Source organism: Lysinibacillus sp. FSL W7-1291, from assembly GCF_038593415.1.
GTDB classification, from domain to species: domain Bacteria; phylum Bacillota; class Bacilli; order Bacillales_A; family Planococcaceae; genus Lysinibacillus; species Lysinibacillus fusiformis_D.
Genome location: NZ_CP151994.1, coordinates 2,951,254 through 2,974,396, shown reverse-complemented (window position 1 = coordinate 2,974,396; position 23,143 = coordinate 2,951,254). Strand labels below are relative to the sequence as shown.

General features: G+C 38.1%; 20 protein-coding genes. 10 read left to right on the top strand and 10 right to left on the bottom strand.

Annotation, left to right across the window (positions count from 1 at the left end; all coding sequences use genetic code 11):
- Positions 1-64 precede the first annotated feature (64 nt).
- Both NST76_RS14420 and NST76_RS14415 read right to left on the bottom strand, forming a co-directional pair.
- Positions 65-1,324, bottom strand: a complete 1,260-nt coding sequence (locus NST76_RS14420) for a dicarboxylate/amino acid:cation symporter (protein ID WP_342544072.1) — start codon at positions 1,322-1,324, stop codon at positions 65-67.
- A 265-nt stretch (positions 1,325-1,589) separates the two neighbouring features.
- Positions 1,590-2,639, bottom strand: coding sequence for a TRAP transporter substrate-binding protein (locus NST76_RS14415; RefSeq protein WP_036120455.1), 1,050 nt, complete (start codon positions 2,637-2,639; stop codon positions 1,590-1,592).
- Positions 2,640-2,790: 151 nt separating this feature from the next.
- Here NST76_RS14415 and NST76_RS14410 point away from each other — a divergent pair, with 151 nt between their 5' ends.
- Positions 2,791-4,332: a sensor histidine kinase gene (locus tag NST76_RS14410; protein ID WP_180957793.1), complete on the top strand. Its 1,542-nt coding sequence runs from the start codon at positions 2,791-2,793 to the stop codon at positions 4,330-4,332.
- 18 nt (positions 4,333-4,350) lie between these two features.
- The gene (locus tag NST76_RS14405; protein ID WP_036120451.1) at positions 4,351-5,052 is read left to right on the top strand and encodes a response regulator; all 702 of its coding nucleotides are present in this window, start codon (positions 4,351-4,353) and stop codon (positions 5,050-5,052) included.
- Positions 5,053-5,100: 48 nt separating this feature from the next.
- On the opposite strand, the gene NST76_RS14400 is transcribed toward NST76_RS14405, so the two are convergent.
- The 4 genes from NST76_RS14400 to NST76_RS14385 all read right to left on the bottom strand — a co-directional run bounded on the left by NST76_RS14400 (position 5,101) and on the right by NST76_RS14385 (position 10,192).
- Positions 5,101-6,069: a 4-hydroxy-3-methylbut-2-enyl diphosphate reductase gene (locus NST76_RS14400; RefSeq protein WP_342503604.1), complete on the bottom strand. Its 969-nt coding sequence runs from the start codon at positions 6,067-6,069 to the stop codon at positions 5,101-5,103.
- Between the two features lie 73 nt (positions 6,070-6,142).
- The gene (vrrA, locus tag NST76_RS14395; RefSeq protein ID WP_036120445.1) at positions 6,143-6,637 is read right to left on the bottom strand and encodes a VrrA/YqfQ family protein; all 495 of its coding nucleotides are present in this window, start codon (positions 6,635-6,637) and stop codon (positions 6,143-6,145) included.
- A 153-nt stretch (positions 6,638-6,790) separates the two neighbouring features.
- Positions 6,791-7,495 carry a response regulator transcription factor gene (locus NST76_RS14390; RefSeq protein ID WP_036120442.1) on the bottom strand — a complete coding sequence of 235 codons (705 nt, stop codon included), beginning with the start codon at positions 7,493-7,495 and terminating at the stop codon, positions 6,791-6,793.
- Between the two features lie 9 nt (positions 7,496-7,504).
- Complete coding sequence (locus NST76_RS14385; RefSeq protein ID WP_342544070.1) at positions 7,505-10,192, bottom strand: sensor histidine kinase KdpD; 2,688 nt, start codon at positions 10,190-10,192, stop codon at positions 7,505-7,507.
- 368 nt (positions 10,193-10,560) lie between these two features.
- Between NST76_RS14385 and kdpA the strand changes: the two genes are divergently transcribed.
- From kdpA to kdpC, 3 genes are read left to right on the top strand one after another with little or no spacing between them, the layout of a single operon-like run.
- Entirely contained in the window at positions 10,561-12,255 is a 1,695-nt protein-coding gene (gene kdpA / locus NST76_RS14380) for a potassium-transporting ATPase subunit KdpA (protein ID WP_271910340.1), read from the top strand.
- Positions 12,256-12,270: 15 nt separating this feature from the next.
- Positions 12,271-14,334, top strand: coding sequence for a potassium-transporting ATPase subunit KdpB (gene kdpB / locus NST76_RS14375; protein ID WP_342544068.1), 2,064 nt, complete (start codon positions 12,271-12,273; stop codon positions 14,332-14,334).
- 12 nt (positions 14,335-14,346) lie between these two features.
- Positions 14,347-14,991, top strand: coding sequence for a K(+)-transporting ATPase subunit C (gene kdpC / locus NST76_RS14370; RefSeq protein WP_058844120.1), 645 nt, complete (start codon positions 14,347-14,349; stop codon positions 14,989-14,991).
- A 39-nt stretch (positions 14,992-15,030) separates the two neighbouring features.
- Here kdpC and NST76_RS14365 read toward each other — a convergent pair whose 3' ends face one another.
- Positions 15,031-16,086: a 2,3-butanediol dehydrogenase gene (locus tag NST76_RS14365; RefSeq protein ID WP_036120426.1), complete on the bottom strand. Its 1,056-nt coding sequence runs from the start codon at positions 16,084-16,086 to the stop codon at positions 15,031-15,033.
- A gap of 291 nt (positions 16,087-16,377) precedes the next feature.
- Here NST76_RS14365 and NST76_RS14360 point away from each other — a divergent pair, with 291 nt between their 5' ends.
- Together NST76_RS14360 and NST76_RS14355 are read left to right on the top strand one after the other, a co-directional pair.
- Entirely contained in the window at positions 16,378-17,679 is a 1,302-nt protein-coding gene (locus NST76_RS14360; protein ID WP_036120423.1) for a DEAD/DEAH box helicase, read from the top strand.
- A gap of 12 nt (positions 17,680-17,691) precedes the next feature.
- Positions 17,692-18,585, top strand: a complete 894-nt coding sequence (locus NST76_RS14355) for a deoxyribonuclease IV (protein WP_036120421.1) — start codon at positions 17,692-17,694, stop codon at positions 18,583-18,585.
- A gap of 65 nt (positions 18,586-18,650) precedes the next feature.
- On the opposite strand, the gene NST76_RS14350 is transcribed toward NST76_RS14355, so the two are convergent.
- A complete protein-coding gene (locus NST76_RS14350) occupies positions 18,651-18,887 on the bottom strand; it encodes an endonuclease IV (protein ID WP_036120418.1) in 237 nt (78 codons plus the stop codon).
- 167 nt (positions 18,888-19,054) lie between these two features.
- Here NST76_RS14350 and NST76_RS14345 point away from each other — a divergent pair, with 167 nt between their 5' ends.
- The 3 genes from NST76_RS14345 to NST76_RS14335 are packed head-to-tail and all read left to right on the top strand — an operon-like array spanning position 19,055 to position 21,104.
- Positions 19,055-19,801 carry an ABC transporter ATP-binding protein gene (locus NST76_RS14345; protein ID WP_036120413.1) on the top strand — a complete coding sequence of 249 codons (747 nt, stop codon included), beginning with the start codon at positions 19,055-19,057 and terminating at the stop codon, positions 19,799-19,801.
- Between the two features lie 14 nt (positions 19,802-19,815).
- Positions 19,816-20,679, top strand: a complete 864-nt coding sequence (locus tag NST76_RS14340; RefSeq protein WP_036120412.1) for a metal ABC transporter permease — start codon at positions 19,816-19,818, stop codon at positions 20,677-20,679.
- Complete coding sequence (locus tag NST76_RS14335; RefSeq protein WP_036120410.1) at positions 20,676-21,104, top strand: Fur family transcriptional regulator; 429 nt, start codon at positions 20,676-20,678, stop codon at positions 21,102-21,104. The genes NST76_RS14340 and NST76_RS14335 overlap by 4 nt, the downstream gene beginning before the upstream one ends.
- 66 nt (positions 21,105-21,170) lie before the next feature.
- On the opposite strand, the gene NST76_RS14330 is transcribed toward NST76_RS14335, so the two are convergent.
- Together NST76_RS14330 and serC are read right to left on the bottom strand one after the other, a co-directional pair.
- Entirely contained in the window at positions 21,171-21,530 is a 360-nt protein-coding gene (locus NST76_RS14330) for a hypothetical protein (RefSeq protein ID WP_036120408.1), read from the bottom strand.
- 274 nt (positions 21,531-21,804) lie between these two features.
- Positions 21,805-22,893 (bottom strand): 3-phosphoserine/phosphohydroxythreonine transaminase, encoded by a 1,089-nt coding sequence (gene serC, locus NST76_RS14325; RefSeq protein WP_036120405.1) that lies wholly within the window; start codon positions 22,891-22,893, stop codon positions 21,805-21,807.
- Positions 22,894-23,143 lie beyond the last annotated feature (250 nt).

The following is a 23,143-nucleotide window of genomic DNA, read 5'->3' as shown; positions in this document are numbered from 1 at the left end:
TTTATTTCCAAACAAAGAGGCTGCTGAAATGGCGAATATTTCGCTTTCAGCAGCCTTTTTGTTGTTATGGCATTGAAGTATGTCCTGAAAGAGCACGTTTTTCTTGCTCCGTATCAAATTCTTTTTCCATTTTTGACACGACCACTGTTGCCACGCCGTTTCCAATTAGATTTGTCACTGCACGTGCCTCTGACATAAAGCGATCTACGCCAATTAATAGGGCAATTCCTTCTACTGGAATCATAGGAAAGGCTGCCAATGTTGCGGCAAGTGTAATAAAGCCAGAGCCTGTTACACCAGCTGCTCCTTTAGAGGTAAGCATTAAGATGGCTAGTAACGTAATTTGATGCCAAACATCTAAATCCACCCCATATGCCTGTGCAATAAAGATAGCAGCCATTGATAAATAAATGGAAGTGCCATCTAAATTAAACGAGTAACCAGTTGGGATAACGAGCCCTACTACTTGCTTAGAACAACCATAGTTTTCAAGTTTACGCATCATGGAAGGTAGTGCAGATTCAGATGAAGATGTCCCAATAACGATAAAAATTTCATCTTTAATGTATTTAATAAATTTAAAAATACTAAAGCCGAAGTAGCGTGTAATTAATCCGATAATCACAACAATAAAAATAAACATTGTAGTATAGACGGATAACATTAAAAATCCTAAATTTCCAAGTGATTTAAGTCCGAAGTTTCCGATTGTATAACTCATGGCACCGAACGCACCAATAGGAGAAATTTTCATTACCATGTTAACAATTTTAAAGAAAATATCTGCTACTTGTTCAAAAAATTTAATAACAGGTTTTGCTGGTTCTCCAATCGCTGCTGCAGCTAGTCCAAATAAAACAGCTGAGAATAAGACAGGTAATAATTCACCATTCGCTAATGCACCTACCACATTTTCAGGGATAATTTGCATGATAAAAGCACCTAAGCCATGTTCTGCAGCCGCCGCATCTGTATATTGTGAAACATCAGCACCGCTGGCAGCATCTGTATTAAAGCCTTTTCCTGGTTGAACAATATTGACAACAATTAAGCCAATCGCAAGTGCAAATGTTGAGACAATTTCAAAATAAATTAAAGCCTTCCCACCAATTTTCCCAACCTTTTTGACATCCCCCATACTACCAATACCGATGACGACTGTTAAGAAAATAATCGGTGCTATTAACATTTTAATTAGTTTAATAAAGATGTCCGCTAATATTTTTAGCTTTGCCCCGAACTCAGGGAATGTTGCCCCGACAATGATCCCTAGTACAATGGCAATCAACACTTGTACTGTTAAGTTTTTAAAATTTATCCGCATAATAGTTCTCCCCCTACAACATCTATGAATATTGTGTGAACGCTTTCATGTGGTTATCATAGCTGAAATTTTCCGACAATAGTGTTTATGACCGTAATGTTTGTATTGTTCATTTTGTTCATTTTTTAGGGAGGGGAGAGATAAAGCTAGTAATAACAGGGGTTTCAGGCTGTTTTATAGTAGATTTGAGATTATCTAATCTATTATAATACAAAAGAAAAAATCCTTACGGTTAGTAAGGATCTTTCATTAATGAACAAAAGTATTAAGGCGCAACGATTTTTTCAATCTCTGTTAAGATGCGATCATTTTGAATATGGGCTTTATAAAAATCGTAGACAGGCGCAAGCTGCTCTTTAAAGCGCTGTCTTTCTAGTGGACTCATTGTATAAACATCAAAGTCATCTTGCTGTTTAAGCTTCTGCATATCTTTTTCATTCATCAGTGCAGCCTGTTCAAATTGCCAATCTGTTGTTTCTTTCATGGCATCCAACAATTGGTGTTGAATTTTTACAGGCAAGGAATTCCAAAAGGTTTCGTTCATTAACACAGCATAGCCCAAAATACCATGCTGGGTGATGGTCATATGTTTCTGTACTTTGTAAAAACCTTTTGAGTAAATATTCGATGCTGTATTTTCCTGCGCGTCAATCGCATGCTTCTCTAAATCTGTAAAAACCTCGCTAAAGGAAATGGGCATAGGCGTTGCTTTGACCACTTCAAATTGCTTTTCCAATGTTTTACTAGGCATCGTTCGCACACGTAAGCCCTGTAAATCCTTAAATGTATGGATAGGATGATCAGAAGAGGTTAAATGCTTAAAGCCATTGTACCAAAAGCCAAGTCCCTTAATATGAAACGGCTCTAGTTCGTTGACTAATTGTTCACCTATAGAACCCGTCAGAACCTCCTTGACTTCATCATCTGTCTTAAATAAATAAGGTAAATCCAATACCTGCCAATTAGGAACATAAGCGGTCATCTTCGAAAAAGTAGGAATAATCATTTCTACGTCTCCCTTTTGTAAAGCCTGGAACTCATTTTCATCATTGAATAAAGAAGAATTTGAGTAGACATGTACTTTAACTTTCCCATTTGTTTTTTCTTCTACTAGCTCAGCAAATTTATTGGCCGCTTGTCCTTTAGGCGTATTCTCAGCAACTACATGACTCAAATGAATCGTTATTTGTGTGTCTAACCCATTTTGCTCATCATCATAGGGAAGTGGCTTGGCAAAGAGTAATCCTTGCTGAATACTAATGGTAACGATTAAAGCAAAGACAGTAATCATCGTTCCTATAATAAATTTTTTCATTGAATACACCCAATTTATTCGTATTTTCTGATGTTTTTGTTATTCTAACATATGGAGTACGCTAAAATATAGTAGGAGGGAGGCGGTCATCTTGAAATTTCAAAAGTTATCGATGCAGAGAAAAATCATGTCACTGACGTTTTTTATTCTGATGCTTTCCTTTAGTATTGGTGGTACTTTCTTATTAGGGTTTGTAATGAATGAACAGAAAACAAAACTAAGTGATCAAGCACTACTAGTGGCCAAAACCGTCTCACAGCTTCCTGAAATAAAAACGTATATTGCTAGCGAAAATCACCTCGAGGCCATTCAACATATTAACCCTGTAGTAGAAGAAATTCGTGATATCAATGGAGCAAAGTATATTGTTGTTCTTGATATGGAACGTCGAAAATATTCTCACCCCAATAGCCAGGAACTTGGTCGAATATCGCAATCGGGTGATTTAAACGCTGCGTTTTCTGAGCATTATTATACGTCGATCGCTCGTGGAGAGCATGGTGATATGGTGCGTGCATTTGTACCGATTATGAATCAAGAAGGTCAACAAATCGGTGTTACGGTAGTGGGGTTCAGTGTACTTACAGTAGTGGAATTACTACAATCAATGGAAACAGAGCTGATGATTACTGTTCTATTATCTTTAATCTTTAGTGTATGGGGTGCACGAACTTTAGGGCTTCATATGAAGAAGCAAATGTTTGGATTAGAGCCTCATGAAATTGCCAAAATGTATGTGGAGCGTACAGAAACATTTAATGCCATGCATGAAGGCATCATTGCCATCGACAATGATTTGACCATCACAATTTTTAATGAAAAAGCTTGTGATATATTAGGTGTTCATGAAAAACCCTCTGTACTAATTGGTCAGAAAATCTTTCATGTCCTGCCTGATACACGACTTCCAGAAATTTTAGAGCTAGATCAGCCATTATTTAATCGTGAGCTATATATTAATAATCACAGTATTATGAGTAACCGAATTCCGATACAGGTTAATGGGGAAACCGTCGGGGCAGTAGCCATGTTTAAAGACCGTACGGAAGTGAAAAAGCTTGCAGAAGAACTAACGGGCGTTCGAGCTTTTGTCCAAGCTCTGCGCGTACAAACGCATGAGCATAAAAATAAACTGCATACGATAGCAGGTCTTTTACAGCTCGGTCATCATGAACAGGCACTCACTTATATAACGCAAGTGAAGGAAGAACATGATGAAATCACGAATTTTTTAAATGAACGTATAAAAAATGAAAATATTTCTGGGCTATTGCTTAGTAAAATTTCTTATGCTAAAGAACAAGGAATTCGACTAGAGATTGATCGTGAAAGTCGATTAACATCCTTCCCACCTAATTTGGATCATCATGATTTCGTTATTCTATTTGGTAATTTAATCGAGAATGCATTTGATGCATTAAAAGATGTACAGGTTGAGGAGAAAGTGATTCATGTTTCAGTAGATGAAGATGAGGATGTCCTTGCGATTTTAGTAACGGATAACGGTGTTGGCATGACGGAAGAGGTCAAACAGCACATATTTGACAATGGTTATTCTACAAAAGAGAAAAACTACCGTGGAATAGGGTTGTTCCTAATAAAAGAAATCGTTGAAAAAGGACAGGGTGATATTGAAGTCATCAGTGAACCCAACAAAGGGACAAGTTTTTTAATCACCTTTTATTATTCATAATTGGATGGAGGGCAGACAGTGGCACAAATCAAAGTATTATTAATTGAGGATGATCCAATGGTGCGAGAGGTAAATCGTCAATTTATTGAAAAGGTAGAACATTTTCAAGTGATTGGACAGGCATCTAATGGCTTAGAGGGCATTACACAAATTCGTCATCATCAGCCTGATTTAGTCTTTATGGATATTTTTATGCCCGAGCAAGATGGTATTACGAGTTTACGCAAAATACGCGAGCTGGATTTACCAGTGGATGTCATCACTGTAACGGCTGCGAATGATATGGAGACGGTGAAACAGGTACTGCATCTAGGTGTCTTTGATTATATTATGAAGCCATTTTCATTTGAACGAGTCAAAGGGACACTTGACAATTATTTACGCTTTAAGAAGCAAACACAAATAGAACGAGAGCTTACACAGGGAGAATTGGATCAGTTATTTCATTATCGTGATGAAAAAAATAACATAGAGCTATCACATACACTACAATCAGAGAAAAATCTTCCAAAAGGTTTTAATCGTACAACACTCGAAAAGGTGGTGCACTTTTTACAATCGGTAGATGGTGCATCGGCTGAAGAGGTAGCAAGTGGAATAGGAATTGCCCGTGTAACGGCCAGAAGATATTTGGATTATTTAGAGAAGCAAGAGGAGATTACAATGGATGTCCATTATGGAGGCATTGGTCGCCCTATCAACTATTATTTTAGTAAATAGAGAAAATCCTGATTGTCATCATGGCAACCAGGATTTTTTAGCTATTAATTAATAAGGCAATATTTTATCAACAGGTGTTGGCGTTTTAATTTTCGGCAGGATTTTATTTAATGTTACCGTACGCTTAATCTCGTGTGTAGAAGGGTCATTTTCATCAAATTGATCAAGGAAGGAAATAACCTCTTTTACAATCGGTGTTGGCGTAGAAGCACCTGCTGTGACAGCTACAATGTTAATGCCTTTTAACCATTCTATTTTTAGCTCTGAAACGTCAGCAATTCGATAGGATGGTGTTCCTGCAATTTCTACAGAGACTTGTGTTAAACGGTTGGAGTTATTTGATTTAGGATCACCTACAACAATTAGTAAATCCGCTTCTCCTGCTTGCTGAGCAACAGCTTCTTGACGAACTTGTGTAGCTAAACAAATCTCTTTGTGTACCTCTATATGTGGGAACTTTTCTTTTAAACTATCCATTAAATGGGCGACATCCCATTGGCTCATTGTCGTTTGATTTGTGACAAGTAATTTATCGTTCGTTAATTGTAACGCATCAATATCAATAGAGGACTGCACTAAGTGGACATGATCCGGAGCAACGCCAATGGCACCCTCTGGCTCGGGATGTCCTTTTTTACCAATGTAAATAATATCATAGCCTTCTGCAGATTTTTCGCGAATTAAATCGTGAGTAACTGTTACATCAGGACATGTAGCATCAATGGACACTAAGCCTTTTCGCTTCGCAATTTCACGAATTTCTGGTGAAACACCGTGTGCTGTGAAAATGACCGTACCTGTTTCAACTTGCTCAATAATTTCTTGGCGGTTTTCACCATCTAACGTGATGATACCATCCTCTTCAAACGCGTCTGTGACATGTTTATTATGCACAATCATCCCTAAGATGTAGATAGGTCTTGGTAATGTTTTATCAAGTGCGGCATTACGTGCGATCACCATCGCATCGACAACACCGTAGCAATAGCCACGTGGATTAATTTTCAATACTTGCATGGTTGTGACTCCTTTCAAGCTTACCTATCTACATTATAACGGACAGGGACGGTGAATACAAAGAAACGTTCATTTACATAGGTGGTTGGAAAATACGTGGTTTGGATGGAAGTGGTTCAGCTGGCGTAAATGATGCACTTTGCCTAGATGATCGTCTACTTCCAGTAGCGGCCTTACTATCACTACCTGCTGCTTCAGCGCCAGCTCCAGCGGAAGGAAGTCCTTGGAATCCTTTGTACAATTTTAAAAGAGATGGAATATTTTTCACCATCGGCATGGCTTGTTGGATATAAGGGGTATAGGTTTTAGCCGTATTGAATAAACTGTTGGCTTGCTGTAAAAACGAACCGACTTTCGAAGCTTCTTGCACAGGTGGCATCGGCATTTGCCCTCCAAAGGAACCTATTCCATTAGCCATTGGAAAGCCGCCTGGAATTCGTGGTGGAACAGGGAAGCCTCCAGGCGGAAAAAAGGACTGTGGCGACATCTGTGAAGGTGTTGGCATGGGCATGGGCATTCTCATGCCACCCGGATACATAGGGTATGGATAAGGTTGTCGAAATACCATAATGATCTCCTTTCTACTTGTTTTTCATTGATGACATACCTGACTATAGCTATGATATGCAAAGGCTAATGGTGGGGTGCGATAATTTCTAAGGCGAATTCATCAATGAAAGAGCAGAAGTGCAAATAAACCTTCTGCTTCGATCTTCTTATTTTATTCATCTTCATGATAGCGAAGCATTCGATAGCCGACTCGCACATGTGTCTGTATAAGTTTAGGCTGTGCTGGGTCGGCTTCTATTTTTTTTCGAAGTGTTGCCATAAAAACTCGTAAACTTGGAATATCTGATTGAAGGGCATTATGCCAGATTTCTTTTAAAATAAAATTATGGGTTAGAACCTTTCCAACATGCTTGGATAAAACAACTAAAAGTTTATATTCAATAGGTGTGACATGTATTTCTTTTCCATTCACTAATACTGTTTGATTGACATAATTGATTTGAAGATAACCATTGGTAAATGTTGAACTTTCCTGTTCAGGTGGATGTTCATAGGCTGCTCTGCGCAATGCTACACGAATTCTTGCTAATAATTCTTCCACACTAAAGGGCTTCGTGACATAATCATCTGCACCTGCATCCAAAGCGTTAATTTTATCATATTCTTCCCCACGCGCACTGACGACAATAATGGGCGTTTGAGTCCAACTTCTAATTTTTGTAATAAGCTCTACACCATCCATGTCCGGTAGTCCTAAATCTAAAATATAAACATCTGGTTTCATGGTAATAGCTTTTTGAAGTGCACTGTTCCCATCTTGAGCAATGTCGAATTCATAATGCTGGGTAGATAATGTCATTTTAATTAAATTGGCAATGGCCACATCATCTTCTACTACTAGAATTCGTTTATTCATCAAATTTCTTTACTCCTTTTTCAGTGAAAAGTTAAAAATTGTTCCTTGCGGTTTATTATCTGAAACAGTTATGTGACTACCATGTAACTTTAAAATTGTTTGACACAGTGCTAAGCCTAGCCCCAGTCCTCGTCTACTATCACTGCGTTGGACCTTGCCAGTCGTAAACGGCTCAAATAAGCTACCTTTTAAGGAATCATCAATTCCTGGCCCATTATCCGAAATGCTGAAATTTACTAAACCATCACATTCCTTCACCGAGATAGTAATGTCACTGCCTGGAGGGGTGTAAGTCAATGCATTATCAATGATATTGACGAAAACCTGTATAATCAATCTAGCATCCATTAGGCTCAATAAAAATTCTGGTTCTATTTGATAGGATATTTTATGAGAATTGTTTTGGTGAACAACATGGGAAAGAGCCTCTTGAATAATATCTTCTACTAATTCCATTTGCATTTCTAAAGCAAATTGTCCATCCTCTAGCTTAGAAACAGCTAGTAAGTTTTCTACCATTTGGACAAGCCATTTTGAATTATTAAAAATATCCTCATATAATTTGTTTTTTTCACTATCAGGTATTAATGATGCATTATTCAGTAAGATATCCGCATTTCCAGAAATAGCAGTAAGCGGTGTTCGAAGGTCATGGGATATGGCCCGTAACAGGTTAGCTCGCATCTGCTCCATTTCAGCCTCTCGCGCTACTTCTTCATTGAGCTTCTGTAAATACCATTTATCCATTGCGAATGAAAAATCATTAATGATGGCGTGCAAAATATTGCGTTCAAATGCAGGTAGAGGCAATAATTTAGACAGTGCAATACCAATAACCCCCTTAACATGACTATTAGAAATAACAGGTATATAGTAAGCACTCACTTCAGGAAATATATCTGTTGATACACCAGCTACATGCTTATTATTCGTCACCCAGCTCACGACGCCATGCTCGTTTGGATTATTGAAAAGTGTAGCTATTTTTTGATTTTCTATTGCAGATATTTTCTCCGTTCGGAAAAAAGTAGATTTCCCAATTACCTGATTGTCTATTTCAAAAAATTGCACAGGTTTTTCTACTAATTTGACAATTTGAGTCATACCTTCCGTAATAATTTCTTCGATAGACTTTGCGTGTTGCAGTCTCCGATTCGTTTCAAGGAGTACTTCCATTCGATAAGATTTCCGTATGGCTATAGTAGTTTGCGCCTTGATCTTTTTCGTTAAACTACTTGTAATTACACCAGAGAGAAACATGATAAAAAAAGTCATAGGATAGTCACGATGATACGCATCAAATGAAAACCGTGGCTCTGTAAACAAATAATTAAAAAGTAAAACAGCAACGATAGAGCTAATAATGCTCATTATCCATCCTGATGACCAAATAGCAAGAATGAGAACACCTAGAATATAAATGGTTATAATATTAGGCTCACTAATATCAATGGAATACAAATATAAGCCGACTATGGATATTACGCTAAATACGATAAACATTTTAAATAGATCAAGCCATTCAAATGCCAGTTTATTTTTGATACTAGGAAAGTAGAATTGTTCATTTTCTTGATCTGGCACTATGTGTATAGATAAATTCGGCACATATTCGTTAAGGCGATCACTAATTTTGGTGTTTGGCTGCCACCATTTTTTTCTCATACTTGTTCGACCGATGACAAGTTTAGTGACACCACTAACTTGAGCATAGTTGGCAAGGGCTGCGGCTACGTCATCTTCTTGAACAATGACAACATGACCGCCAAGCTGTTCAACAAGTTTGATGTGCTGTTGTAAGCGTTCTGAATCGGCGTGATTTCTTTCATGTGCCTGCATGTTTTGAACATAGAGAGCGGTAAATTTGCCATGTAAGGCTTGTGCAAGCCTTGCAGTAGTTCGAATCACTTTTGCATTTGTAGGAGAACTACTGATTCCTACAAGTAAGTGTTCTTCAATTTGTACATAATTTCTGACAGATTCGTTACTGTTTAATTGTTGATAGTTGATTGTATCGGCTGTTCGTCGTAATGCGATTTCCCGTAGTGATACTAAATTTTGTCTGCGGAAAAAAGAATGTAAAGCTTTCTCTGCCTGTTGCTTGACATATACCTTTCCATCTTGCAGACGTTGAATTAATTCGTCTGGTTCAATATCGACCACTTTTATTTGTGCAGCTTGAACAATTAAATAATCAGGAATACGTTCTCGCACTTTAATCTCAGTGATTTCTTCTACTAAATCATGAAGACTTTCAATATGCTGAATATTTACAGTTGTAAAAACATGTATCCCTTTAGCAAGTAGTTCTTCAACATCTCCAAAACGCTTCTTGTGCCGCATCGTTGGCACGTTAGAATGGGCCAATTCATCGATCAGGACAATTTCTGGTTGGCGCTGCAATACGGCATCTATATCCAATTCCTGAAATATTTTTCCCTTGTAGGCTATTATCTTTGTAGGAATTTGCTCAAGTCCTTCTAGTAATGCTAACGTTTCTGGACGAGGATGCGGCTCCACATAGCCAACCACTACATCTTTACCGAGTTTTTGTGCCTGATGTGCCGCATCTAACATGGCATAAGTTTTACCTACCCCTGCAGCATAGCCGAGAAAGATTTTTAATTTCCCTTTAGTTTGTTCCTCCTGTTGAAGCCTCGCAAGAAACATCTCTGGAGTTGGGCGTTTATCTTCCATCCTCTTTCACCTCATTTGTATTATAGCGTTAACTTCCATTAAGAAAGTGTAAAGATTTTGCTTCTTTATCCTTTCTTAATAGAAAAAAGGATTTCCTAACACTACATTAATTTGAAAGTCAGTATGATGAGAGCATCCTTAAGGAGAAGAGGTGTTACGATTGATGGATTTTTTTATGATGGGCTTACTAATCATAAGCTTTGCTTGTGTTTTGGCGTTAACAGTATGGTGCTACAAACTAGTAGAAGAGTAACGAGGAGGAAGTCAATTTGTGGATTTTTATGGGAGTAGTACTAGTATTTCTATTTGGTTATTTAGGGCATGCATTACTTTATCCAGAAAATTATTAAAGGCTGGGGGGACACACTATGTGGCAAATAGCCATCGTACTCATTATCTATCTACCGCTCGTTATTTTAACGGGTCATTATTTATATCGAGTAACATTACAACAAAAAACTTGGCTTGATCCTCTATTAGATAAAGTCGACGCAGCAATTTATAAAGTTTGCGGCATTAAACGACTTGATATGACGGGCAAAGAATATGTACTTTCATTAATTATTTCAAATGCCATGATGGTGTTTGTGGGATATATAATACTACGCATTCAAGCATTACTATTTTTAAATCCAAATAATATTGACAACATGGAAGCTACTCTTTCGTTTAACACAATTATTTCTTTTATAACGAATACAAATCTTCAACACTATAGTGGTGAATCTGGACTCAGCTATCTATCACAGATGCTAGTCATTACTTTTATGATGTTTACATCAGCAGCTACAGGTTATGCCGCTTGTATGGCTTTCTGTCGTAGATTAGTAGCTAAAACAGATACGATAGGGAATTTTTTTGTCGATTTTGTTCGTGTTATTACTCGTATTTTAATGCCTTTTTCCATTGTTGTGGCTCTTATTTTAGTATCTCAAGGATCACCCCAAACCTTCAATGGCAATCAAACAGTACAAACAATAGAGGGTAAATTGCAAGATATTGCACTTGGACCTATTGCTTCTCTTGAATCTATTAAACATATAGGGACAAATGGTGGTGGTTTTAACGGAGCCAATTCAACCACACCTTTTGAAAATCCGACCGTTCTTTCAAATATAGTAGAGATGTTATCTATGATGTTATTACCAGGGGCATGTGTCATCGCTTTTAGTCTGATGGTTGCCTACAGAAAAGAGAAAACTATTTTTGGAAAACAGGGGTTAGCTATTTTTACGGCAATGAGTATATTGTTCCTCGTAGGATTAGTGACTGTGTACATTGCAGAGAAGGCTGGTAATCCATTCATTAGTGAACTCGGCATTACACAGGAGCTTGGGAGTATGGAAGGAAAAGAAATACGCTTTGGGGTAGCACAATCGGCATTATTTACGACTGTAACGACTGCATTTACTACAGGGTCTATTAACAATATGCATGATACTTTAACGCCACTTGGTGGTCTAGTACCTATGTTTAATATGATGCTCAATGTTGTGTTCGGAGGCAAAGGAGTTGGCCTGATGAACATGATGATGTATGTCCTGCTGACCATTTTCATTGCCTGTCTAATGATTGGTCGATCTCCACAATTTTTAGGTAAAAAAATCGAAGAAAAAGAAATGAAATTAATTGCTCTTTGTATTCTAATTCATCCTGCTATTATTTTGCTCTTTTCAGCACTTGCGGTTGCAACACCATCTGGAATAGCTGGAATAACGAATCCAGGGGCACATGGATTATCACAAGTTCTATATGAATTTGCCTCTGCCTCTGCCAACAATGGCTCTGGCTTCGAAGGTTTAGCGGATAATTCAACCTTTTGGAATATAACAACAGGTTTTGCTATGTTCTTTGGTCGTTATGTAACTATAATTATTCAATTAGCTATCGCTTCTTTACTTGCTAATAAAGTAAGGCATAGCGATTCAGTAGGGACATTAAAAACGGATACGACAACTTTTACTTTTTTACTTGTGGCTGTCGTTTTGATGATTGGTGCGCTGACATTTTTACCAGCTTTAGCACTTGGTCCAATTACAGAGCACTTACAACTTTATTCTTAATGAGGAGAGACACATATGGAAACAGCAAGAAAAAGTTTTATGACTGGCGTCATACTAAAAAGAGCATTAATAGATGCTTTTAAGAAATTTAGCCTCATATATATGCTGAAGAATCCTGTTATGTTTGTTGTGGAGGTAGGATTTTTGTTCGTGTTACTATTAGTTCTTTTTCCAAATTTGTTTGGTAATGAGAGTGGAGAACATGCACGATTATATAATGGTATTGTAGCTATTATTCTATTTGTTACGATTCTATTTGCCAATTTTGCAGAGTCGATTGCAGAAGGAAGAGGGAAAGCACAGGTCCAAACATTAAAAAAAACAAAGACAGTGACACAGGCACGTGTTTTGCTAAATGATGGTTCTGAAATTTTTAAACTGTCACATGAATTAAAAAAAGGCGATATGGTGTTAGTTCAAGCTGGAGAGATCATTCCCAATGACGGGGAGGTCATTGACGGAATTGCTACTGTAGATGAATCCGCAATTACAGGTGAATCTGCTCCTGTAGTGAAAGAACGGGGCGGAGATTTTTCGTCAGTTACGGGCGGGACGACGGTGACAAGTGATTGGTTGATAATCGAAATTACTTCCATGCCTGGTGAATCATTTCTAGATAAAATGATAACGCTTATTGAAGGAGCTAGTCGCAAGAAAACACCAAATGAAATAGCACTTAACACACTTCTTGTAAGTTTAACGATTATTTTTCTATTAGTTGTGGTGTCACTCTACCCAATGACAACTTATTTAAATGTGCCGATTTCTATCGCTACATTAATTGCCCTGACAGTTTGTCTAATTCCGACAACAATTGGTGGATTATTGTCGGCGATCGGAATTGCAGGAATGGATAGAGTAACACAATTTAATGTTATTGCGATGTCTGGTAGAGCGGTAGAGGCATGTGGAGATGTAGATACATTAATCCTAGATAAAACAGGAACGATCACGTATGGAAATCGCATGGCAGCTGAGTTTTTACCAGTAAAAGGGGTGGAAACTAAGGATTTAATTCGAGCTGCATGGCTAAGTTCTCTAACAGACGATACACCAGAGGGGAAATCTATTTTATCATTGGCCACCCAATTAGGGGTAAATACGGACAGTGAAGAAAACATGATTAAGTCAAGTGAGCATATTCCATTTACCGCACAGACACGAATGAGTGGTTTAGATACACTAGATGGCACTAAAGTTCGAAAGGGAGCCACTGATACGATAAAAAAAGAATGTATGAAAGCAGGTCATAGCATTCCTAGCAATTTGGATCAATTGGTTCAACAAGTGTCTTCTGTTGGTGGGACACCACTGTTAGTAGCGTTAAACGATAAAATTTTAGGGGTCATTTATTTAAAGGATGTCGTCAAGGCTGGACTGAAGGAACGCTTTGAACAACTTCGTGCAATGGGCATTAAAACGATTATGTGTACGGGTGATAATCCACTTACTGCAGCAGCAATCGCAAAGGAAGCGGGCGTAGATAGCTTTATTGCAGAAAGTAAGCCAGAAGATAAAATCCAAGTGATTAAAGACGAGCAGGCACAAGGTAAAGTTGTAGCGATGACGGGTGATGGTACGAATGATGCGCCAGCACTGGCACAGGCGAATGTAGGGCTTGCCATGAATTCAGGAACCAATGCAGCAAAGGAAGCTGCGAATATGGTTGATTTAGATTCAAATCCAACTAAAATTATTGAAGTTGTCGAAATTGGCAAGCAGTTGCTAATGACTCGCGGTGCTTTAACTACATTTAGTATTGCAAACGATATCGCAAAATATTTTGCTATTATTCCAGCTATGCTAATGGTTGCTGTACCTGAGATGAAAGCATTAAATATTATGAATCTCAATTCACCTACTAGTGCCATTATTTCTGCCTTAATTTTTAATGCGGTCATTATTCCATTGCTTATTCCAATCGCCATGAGAGGCGTTAAGTATAAGCCAATGAGTGCCGCGAAATTATTGAATAAAAATTTGCTTGTGTACGGTGTTGGCGGAATAATAGCACCGTTTATTGGCATTAAAATCATTGATCTACTAGTAGGACCATTATTTCGTATAGTTGGATTATAGGGAGGAAGCTATATGCGAAAAATTTTTGATAGTTCTAAGCAGGCATTACTTATAACAATCGCCATGTTCATTATATGTGGTTTAATATACCCGTTTGCCGTGACAGCTTTAGCCCAAGGGGTGTTTCATCAACAAGCAAATGGCAGTTTAATCGAAATGGACGGTCAAGCGGTTGGTTCTGAATTAATCGGTCAAAATTTTACTGCTCCAGAATATTTCTGGGGGCGTGTTTCATCTGTTAACTATAATATTTATACGAAAGAGGATATGCTACCAGATGACAATGGCGAAGTGAGCTACAGTGGTGTTAGCTCAGGTACATTTAACTATGCATCAACGAATCCAGAATTGAAGAAACGGATAGAGGCAGATATCGAGAAGTTTTTACTTGCAAATCCATCCGTACAACGACAAGATATACCTTCTGATTTAATGACTGCCTCAGGTTCAGGATTAGACCCACATATTAGTGTGAAGGCGGCACAAATACAAGTGGACCGAATTGCCCAAGCAAGTGGGCTTTCAAAGGAAGAAATTAATAAAATTATAGAGGCAAATATACAAAAACGTACATTAGGAGTATTTGGAGAAAATAAGGTGAACTTCCTTATGGCGAATCTGGAAATTAAGGGGAAAATGGATAAAGTTAAAGATTAAAAAACAGGTAGAGGAAGCCTCTCTACCTGTCTCTCTATATTAAGCTTGTGAATTTACAAGGATTTTAATATGATTTCGCTCTTTCATTAATGCCTCGAAACCCTCTGTCACCACTTCATCAAGTGCAATGCGTTTTGTGACAAGCTTGTCCGCAGGGAAGTAACCTTGTGTCATGAGCTCCATTACTGCTGGGAAAATATCACGGTACGCGATAATTCCTTTGACTGAACGCTCTGATAGAACAAGATTGTTTGGTTGAATAGATGCAGTAGACTCCCAAATAGATACGATGATTGTTTCGCCTTCAAAAGTTGTGGAATCAATGGCTTGTTGTAATACCACTGGAACACCTGTTACTTCAAAGGCAACGTCTACGCCGCCGTTTGTTAATTCATGTAGACGAGCTACTGCATCTTCGTCTTTAGGGTTAATTACGGCTGTTGCACCAAGTTCTAAAGCTTTTGCGGCACGCTCTGCTGAAAGCTCTACAGCATATATTTCTGCTGCGCCTGCTGCACGTAATGCTTCGATCACAAGAAGCCCGATTGGACCTGTTCCAAATACAGCCGCTTTGTCGCCAGCTTTCAATTTACTTTGACGTACTGCATGTAAGGCAACTGCTGCTGGCTCTACAAGTGCCCCTTGTTCATAAGAAAGACCTTCTGGCATTTTGTGAACCATTTTTTCATCTACCATTGTATATTCAGAGAATCCTCCGCCACCGCCTGATAAACCGTGGAAACCTAGGTGTTTACAAATATTGTATTTCCCTTTTTTACACGCTGCACATTCACCACATGCAAGGATCGGTTCAACAACGACAGGATCTCCCACTTTAACGGATGTTACACCATCGCCAATTTCTACGACTTCTCCTGAGAATTCATGTCCCATAACAATTGGTGCGATATCTTTACTTACATAGTGAGGTTGCTCCACTGGAATAAAGATTGGCCCAGCTGCGTATTCATGTAAATCACTACCACAAATGCCTGTCCAATGTACTTTAATCTTTACTTTTCCAGGTGTGATGACTGGTTCTTCAATGTTTTCTACACGGATGTCTTTTGCTTTATACCATCTTGCTGCTTTCATAATCTCAACCTCCTATAATATCTTACAGCACCATCATAACATGTGGGAAATATGCTAATCATTAGTTCACTATAAATTGACATAAAAATTACATATTACTAGCGTTTTCGAACATTGTTACAGCGCTTTTTTGATTGCATATTCTGCGTATTTCAAGTACCTTTGATAAGGGCTTTGTTACGGTGATTATAAAACACTAAAATTATGTTTATGCTTGTAAGAAATAGGACGTAAATATACCTTAAAGTTCGAATCATGGTACAATGAGAAAGATGTTAGGAGGAACGAATGATGTCAAAATATACTGATTATAATTTTCAGCCATTTTTGCAGGACGCCATTGCAAAACTTGGCTTTACAGAACCGACACCAATTCAAAAAGAAATTATTCCACTTTTATTAAAAGGGAAGAGTGCCATTGGACAGGCACATACAGGAACAGGGAAAACACATAGTTTTTTAATTCCAATTGTTCAACGTATTGATGCAGAAAAACAGGAAGTACAGGCCGTTATTACTTCCCCTACACGAGAGCTGGCACAGCAAATTTTTGATGCTTTAAATCAATTAATAGAAGGAACTGCTATTCAAGCGAAACTATTTATTGGGGGTACGGACAAACAACGCTCCATTGATAAATTAAAAACACAACCTCAAATTGTTGTTGGAACACCTGGACGTATTCGTGATCTTGTTTCAGCACAAGCGTTATTTGTGCATACGGCACCAATGTTAGTTGTCGATGAAGCAGATTTAGCTTTCGATATGGGCTTCATAGAAGAGATTGATGGATTTGCTTCACAGATGCCAGAAAAGCTTGAAATGTATGTTTTTTCTGCAACGATTCCAGAAAAACTTCAGCCATTTTTAAAGAAATATATGGAAGCTCCAGTGCACATCCATATGAATGATAAACGACCAGTGGCAGAAGGTATCGATTTTGTACTTGTGCCAGTGCGCTCAAAATCTCGTAACAAACGTTTATTAGAAGTCATTGAAGGTATCAATCCGTTTTTAGCCGTTATTTTTACTAACACACGTAAAACGGCAGAGCATGTTGCTGGTTATTTAAATGAGCATGGCATCCGTTGTGGCCAAATTCATGGTGATTTAAGTCCACGTGATCGTAAAAAGATGATGAAGCAAATTCGTGAACTCGACTATCAATACATTGTTGCTACTGATTTAGCGGCACGTGGTATTGATATTCAAGGAATTTCTCATGTTATTAACTATGAAATTCCAGAGGACTTGGAATTCTTCATTCACCGAGTTGGACGTACAGCACGTGCAGGCAATAAAGGAACAGCCATTACTTTATTTGAACCGTCTGATGAGGATGCAGTAGTTCGTGTCGAAAAAATGGGCATTCCATTTGTGCAAAAAGACGTAAAAGATGGCGAATGGTCTGAGTTAAAAGAACGTCACGCACGTAAAAATCGCGTGAAGCAAGAGAATGAAATCGATGTGAAAGCGAAAGCGTTAGTGCGTAAGCCTAAAAAAGTTAAACCTGGCTATAAACGTAATATGAAATGGGAAATGGAAAAAATTAAAAAACGTGAACGTCGCTTAAAAGCACGAGGTAAAAAATAAGGGGGCTTTTACATGTTACTTGGCTCACATGTTTCGATGAGTGGGAAAGAAATGCTGCTTGGCTCTAGTAAAGAGGCACTATCTTACGGTGCTAATACATTTATGATTTATACAGGAGCTCCGCAAAATACGCGTCGTAAAGCCATTGCGGATTTAAACATTATGAATGGTCTCCTGCATATGAAAGAGCACGGCATGACGAATATTGTTGTGCATGCACCTTATATTATTAATATCGGCAACACAGAAAAACCAGAAACATTCCGCCTTGGGGTTGATTTTCTACAATCTGAAATTGAACGTACAGCAGCACTGGAAGCAACGCAAATTGTTTTGCATCCTGGTGCTCACGTCGGTGCTGGTGCTGACGCTGGGATTGCGAAAATTATTGAAGGCTTAAATGAGGTATTAACACAAGACTATCCCGTTCAAATTGCTTTAGAAACAATGGCAGGGAAAGGGACAGAATGTGGACGCTCCTTTGAAGAGCTCGCGAAAATTATAGATGGCGTCACTCATAACGAACGTCTTTCTGTCTGCTTTGATACTTGTCATACACATGATGCTGGCTATAATATTGTGGAAGATTTTGATGGTGTATTAAACGAATTTGATAAAATTATCGGTGTGGATCGCATTAAAGTCTTGCATATTAATGATTCAAAAAATGTGCGAGGTGCTGGTAAAGACCGTCACGAAAATATTGGCTTTGGTCATATTGGCTTTGATGCCCTAAACTATGTGGTGCACCATCCGCAATTGATGAATGTTCCTAAAATTTTAGAAACACCATTTGTGCCGCTAAATAGTGATGGAAAATCTAAGGTAGCTCCGTATAAAGTTGAAATTGAAATGTTACGAAGTGGTACATTTAAGCCTGAGCATATTGAAGCGTTAAAAGGCTAATACCCGATATGGAGCAAGATAAAGAAGCCCGAAATCAGTATAGTACACTGATTTCGGGCTTCTTTTTACTTTGTAAACAATGCGATGAGTTGACGAGAGCGCTTTCTTCCTAAAACCGCCTCAACTTCTACTAGAATGTCCTTTGGAATGCCTAAAAAAAGCCAAGAAAATGAGAATTGCTCCAAATAAGGTCGAAGTTTTTTGACTTCCGAAGTCGTAATGTTAAAGCCTTCTTCACGAGCAATCGCGACAATTTCCTTATCTGTGCTTTGTGACAATTGCTGTAAAAATTGAATACTCAAAGTCAATCCTCCTTTATCGCGTTTTATTTTCATGACATCATGTACACACGCGCAATCAGCCCATTCGAAAAAGCATCTGTCTTCTTTTCTTTACAAAAACTGCACTTTCCTTTATACTTACAATTTGTAAATCGTAATGATTTTGAATTAGAAAGAAGCGATCATGCATGAAAACAACACTTATTGATATTGAAAATGTGTCATTTCAATATGACTATACACACGTTTTAAAAAACATCTCTTTTCGTGTAGAAGAGGGTGATTTTTTAGCACTTCTCGGTCCGAATGGTTCTGGGAAATCAACGCTATTAAAAATCATTTTAGGTTTATTAAAGCCTTTGTCTGGAGAAATAAAATTATTTGGTGAACCAAGTGCAACCTTCAAGCATCGTGAATGGATTGGCTATGTTTCTCAAAAATCTAATGCCTTTAATTCCGGATTCCCAGCAACTGTGCAAGAGGTCGTGAAAAGTGGATTAACGAAAAAAATAGGGCTCTTTAAAAGACCAGGGCGAGATGCTAAAGGGAAAGTTCAAGCAGCTTTAAAAGCAGTTGGCATGGATGCTTTTATGCATCGTAACATTGGCGAGCTATCTGGTGGACAACAACAACGCGTCTTTATTGCAAGAGCTTTAGTTAGTGATCCAAAACTACTCATTTTAGATGAGCCAACTGTCGGCATTGATCATGAGAATGTGCAGTCATTTTATGATATGCTGGCGAAATTGAATCGGGAACAAGGAATTACCATGATTCTTGTCACACACGATGTCGATACGGTATCGAATCGCATTAGCCATGTGGCATGTTTAAATCAAACCATTCACTTCCACGGCTATAAAAATGACTTTGATAATATCTCCCAGGATGCGCTAGACGCTTGGTATGGTCATTCCGTGAGAAAGATTCATTAGAAGGAGTAGGCACCATGATTGAAGCAATTTTAAACTATGAATTTTTACAAAATGCCTTTTTCTCTGGATTATTAATTGGCATTCTTGCTCCATTATTAGGTGTGTTTATTGTTGTACGAAGGTTATCCTTAATTGCGGACGCTTTGTCACATGTAACACTTGCAGGAATTGCGGGGAGCTTATATATCAGCCAGTCTGTAACAGCCTTAGCCATGCTCAATCCTATTTATCTAGGAATACTAGCCTCTGTTAGTGGCTCTATTTTAATTGAGCGTCTAAGACGTTTGTATAAACACTATGAGGAGTTGGCCATTCCCATCATTATGTCAGGTGGTATCGGCATAAGTGCCATCTTCATCTCGCTGGCTAGTGGCTTTAGCACAGATTTAATGAGCTATTTATTTGGCTCGGTATCTGCAGTGTCACGCCAAGACTTATGGGTTGTAATCGGAATTGCAGCTGTTGTCATTGTCTTTTTGTTTTTATTTTTTAAAGAATTATTTGTTTTATCTTTCGATGAGGAATATGCAAAAGCTAGTGGACTGCCGGCACGTTGGGTTCATCTTTTATTTATGATTGTGACAGCACTTGTCATTGCAGCAAGTATGCGCATAGTAGGGATTTTACTTGTGTCATCATTAATGACGTTACCTGTTGCAGCTGCAATGCGCTTGGCAAAAGGCTTTAAGCAAACGATCATCTATGCTATCCTCTTTGGAGAAACGGCTGTCTTAATTGGTCTAATTAGTGCCTTTTATATGGATTTAGCGCCGGGTGGTACGATTGTTGTCACTTCGATTTTGATTTTGTTACTGGTAATCCTAGGAAAGAAAGTAGCGTTTAAAATGGCTGCAAAGCAGGGGGAGGTAGCGCAATGAATGTTTCAAGAGCGTGGGAAATATTAAAAGAAAATGGCTATAAAAAAACAGATAAACGGGAGTTACTATTAGATATGTTTGCTGCAACAGATAAATATCTGACGGCCCGCGATTTATTGGACGTTTTAAAAAAAGATTTTCCAGGAATGAGTTTTGATACTATTTATCGCAACCTTGCTACTTTTGTGAAGCTGGGGATTTTAGAAGAAACGGAGCTATCAGGAGAACGTAACTTCCGTATGCACTGTGAATCTGCCCATCATCACCATCATTTCATCTGTATGGACTGTGGCAACGTCAAAGAGCTGAATCTTTGCCCAATGGAAATGCTAGGAGAAAAATTGCCTGACTATGAAATTGAAAATCATAAGTTCGAAATATATGGCAAATGTCCAGATTGTAAGCATGAAACGCTGTCAAATTAAAAGACGACAGCGTTTTTTCTATGTAGAAAGAGGGTAGTACCTATATAGGGCTACCCTCTTAACTTATTAAGCTACTGCTACTCTACGGATCGCAACAATTTTATTACAATCTACAATTAAAGGAGAAGCAGGTGCTGCACCTGGCTCAAGGAAGTATGCACAGCAAGTTCGTGGATCGAAAGAAATGAAAGTCACACCTAAGAAGCTAATACCTCCAGATAAGAAGATATCTAGTGTAGTAGCAAGCTCTAATTTTCTTAATTGTTGACAAATACAACTTCTACAGTTGCTGCTCATTCTTGGTGTACATTTTTCCTCTTTTTGACAAGGACATTTCTCAACTTTACGTTGACAGCATTTTTCAACCTTTTTAGGACATTTACAGCCTTGCCAGTTCATCTGTGTCGTATATCGTTTATCTTCCATCGTCTAGACCTCCCTTCCTCTAGTTTCGTAAGGGTAACCCTTACACTAATAATCTATGTTTGGTGCATAACTAGAGGCTGGCGATATGTCCGATAGGCAGCTTAAAAATCTATATTTTTCTCAAAATCTTTTGCATTGTGTAAAGCCCTAAGCTGAAAAATTGCTATAAATATCTAATTCAAATGATTTGTAGGGGGATAGATTTGCATGATTTTTTTAAACAAAAAACGACGAGTCATTACAGAAACGTAATTCGTCGTCGTTTAGTATAAGTCTATTGATGTTTTTGTTGGAACGCTACCATGAAATCTCGTAAAGCCTCACAAGCCTCAAGAGGCACTGCATTGTAAGTGGAAGCACGACAGCCACCTACAGATCGATGCCCGTTTAGCCCTACAAAGCCTGCTGCCTTCGCCTCTGCAAGGAATTGCTTTTCAAGCTCCTCATCTGCAACACGGAATGTAATGTTCATTAAAGAACGGCTATCTGAAGCCGCATGACCTTTGTAGAAGCCATTACTATTGTCAATGGCATCATAAATCACTTTGGCCTTTAATTCATTGTGTTTTTCAATTGCAGCTACGCCACCTTTAGCTTCTACCCACTTTAACACCTCTCCTAGCATATAGATACCAAATGTCGGTGGCGTATTATATAGTGAATTACTATCAGCGTGTGTAGTGTATTTCAGCATTGTTGGGATATTTTTATTGGCTTTCTCAAGCAGATCTTTGCGAATAATGACGACCGTTACCCCTGATGGACCAAGGTTTTTTTGAGCGCCTGCATAGATGATTCCGAATTTTTCAATATCCACTGGTTTTGACAGAATATCACTAGACATATCGGCAATTAATGGAACATTTCCTGTGTCAGGGTAATTACTCCATTGTGTACCGTAGATCGTATTATTCGATGTGATGTGTACATAGGCATCATCTTCATTGAATTGAATGTCTGCTAAAGCAGGAATATTGCGGTATTGGTTTTCTTTTGTGCTTGCAGCTTCAACAGGTGTACCAAACAATTTCGCTTCCTTAAAAGCTTTTTCAGACCATGAGCCTGATAATACATAGCTAGCTTTTTGCTCAGTTGTTAAGAAGTTCATAGGGATCATAGTAAATTGAAGACTTGCGCCACCTTGTAAAAATAGCACCTCATAGTTTTCTGGAATGGCATAAAGTTTTTTTAATAAAGCAATGGCTTCGTTATGTACTTCGTCGAAAATAGCACTACGGTGACTCATTTCCATAATGGACATACCTGAATCACGGAAGTTTACTAATTGCTCTTGAGCTTTTTCTAATACTTCTTGTGGTAGTGCAGATGGACCTGCGTTGAAATTGTATGCACGTTGTGTCAAAGTGGTACACTCCTTGTTTGGTTAATAACAGAACTTTACTGGATTATACCCCAATTTTCAAGAGAAAAAATAAAATTCTTAATATTTGAGCAGAATAGCGACAGACTCGCAACAAAATGGTCACATTTAAGTCTGTTTTGAAGGTTAAATACGAATGAAAAGAAGTTTTGGTCAAATAAATAAGTTATATATTTCGTGATTTATACATATTGTTGTGATTTAATTCATTCAATGTTCGTGTTTAAAGTTA

Excerpts from the sequence above, each read along its gene's own strand:
- kdpA (WP_271910340.1), top strand. The coding sequence starts at position 10,561 with ATGTGGCAAATAGCCATCGTACTCATTATCTATCTACCGCTCGTTATT.
- NST76_RS14355 (WP_036120421.1), top strand. The coding sequence starts at position 17,692 with ATGTTACTTGGCTCACATGTTTCGATGAGTGGGAAAGAAATGCTGCTT.
- NST76_RS14340 (WP_036120412.1), top strand. The coding sequence starts at position 19,816 with ATGATTGAAGCAATTTTAAACTATGAATTTTTACAAAATGCCTTTTTC.
- NST76_RS14365 (WP_036120426.1), bottom strand. The coding sequence starts at position 16,086 with ATGAAAGCAGCAAGATGGTATAAAGCAAAAGACATCCGTGTAGAAAAC.
- NST76_RS14390 (WP_036120442.1), bottom strand. The coding sequence starts at position 7,495 with ATGAATAAACGAATTCTAGTAGTAGAAGATGATGTGGCCATTGCCAAT.
- NST76_RS14420 (WP_342544072.1), bottom strand. The coding sequence starts at position 1,324 with ATGCGGATAAATTTTAAAAACTTAACAGTACAAGTGTTGATTGCCATT.
- vrrA (WP_036120445.1), bottom strand. The coding sequence starts at position 6,637 with ATGGTATTTCGACAACCTTATCCATACCCTATGTATCCGGGTGGCATG.
- NST76_RS14400 (WP_342503604.1), bottom strand. The coding sequence starts at position 6,069 with ATGCAAGTATTGAAAATTAATCCACGTGGCTATTGCTACGGTGTTGTC.
- NST76_RS14345 (WP_036120413.1), top strand. The coding sequence starts at position 19,055 with ATGAAAACAACACTTATTGATATTGAAAATGTGTCATTTCAATATGAC.
- kdpC (WP_058844120.1), top strand. The coding sequence starts at position 14,347 with ATGCGAAAAATTTTTGATAGTTCTAAGCAGGCATTACTTATAACAATC.
- NST76_RS14385 (WP_342544070.1), bottom strand. The coding sequence starts at position 10,192 with ATGGAAGATAAACGCCCAACTCCAGAGATGTTTCTTGCGAGGCTTCAA.
- NST76_RS14360 (WP_036120423.1), top strand. The coding sequence starts at position 16,378 with ATGTCAAAATATACTGATTATAATTTTCAGCCATTTTTGCAGGACGCC.
- NST76_RS14410 (WP_180957793.1), top strand. The coding sequence starts at position 2,791 with ATGCTTTCCTTTAGTATTGGTGGTACTTTCTTATTAGGGTTTGTAATG.
- NST76_RS14330 (WP_036120408.1), bottom strand. The coding sequence starts at position 21,530 with ATGGAAGATAAACGATATACGACACAGATGAACTGGCAAGGCTGTAAA.
- kdpB (WP_342544068.1), top strand. The coding sequence starts at position 12,271 with ATGGAAACAGCAAGAAAAAGTTTTATGACTGGCGTCATACTAAAAAGA.
- NST76_RS14335 (WP_036120410.1), top strand. The coding sequence starts at position 20,676 with ATGAATGTTTCAAGAGCGTGGGAAATATTAAAAGAAAATGGCTATAAA.
- NST76_RS14415 (WP_036120455.1), bottom strand. The coding sequence starts at position 2,639 with ATGAAAAAATTTATTATAGGAACGATGATTACTGTCTTTGCTTTAATC.